The 548-nt window shown below is 40.5% G+C and carries 1 protein-coding gene; it reads right to left on the bottom strand.

Annotation, left to right across the window (positions count from 1 at the left end; translation table 11 throughout):
- On the bottom strand, positions 1-548 hold a 548-nt coding region (locus ACFIL8_RS12560), incomplete at both ends, for a Bgr_08870 family protein (protein ID WP_375690108.1).

The following is a 548-nucleotide window of genomic DNA, read 5'->3' as shown; positions in this document are numbered from 1 at the left end:
TTCAAGGTACTTCCATTTGTGCTTAAACTTGTCACCGTTTCACCATTATGAATAAGGCTAAACGACGAATTACCCAAAAGTTCTAAGCCACCACTCATGGTGACTTTGCTGGTAAATTTATTATAATTCTGCCATTCATTTGGGCTTGTGAGGCGCCCATAGCTGGTCATATCTTGATTAATCTTAGCTCTAAAATCATCAAGCCCCACAATATCTTCCGTTTTATGTTGGTGCGCACCTAACAGGGAAACAGCACTGCCAAAAGTGAAGTTATTATTGCTTGATTTATAGAGAACATAATTGTTAGCCGCATCTTTGGCGCCCTCGATATCGCTTAAATCAGCAAAAGTGAAGGTTTTATCCGCTGCCATTTTACCATTGAGAGTGCTTTCTAGATCTGTGATTTCGTTGATCGTATGCGTGTGGTGTAAAGGTGCCTTTTCGTCTACCTTTTTCTCAACTTCCACAAGTGCTTGATCAATTTTGGTCAAGTTTTCCCGCAAGATTGGGAATTCAGAACTGATAAAACGCCCCTCTTTAGGCAATTC

Source organism: Bartonella sp. AP57NXGY (assembly GCF_042195805.1).
GTDB lineage: Bacteria > Pseudomonadota > Alphaproteobacteria > Rhizobiales > Rhizobiaceae > Bartonella.
This window is presented reverse-complemented; position numbering and strand designations above follow the sequence as displayed.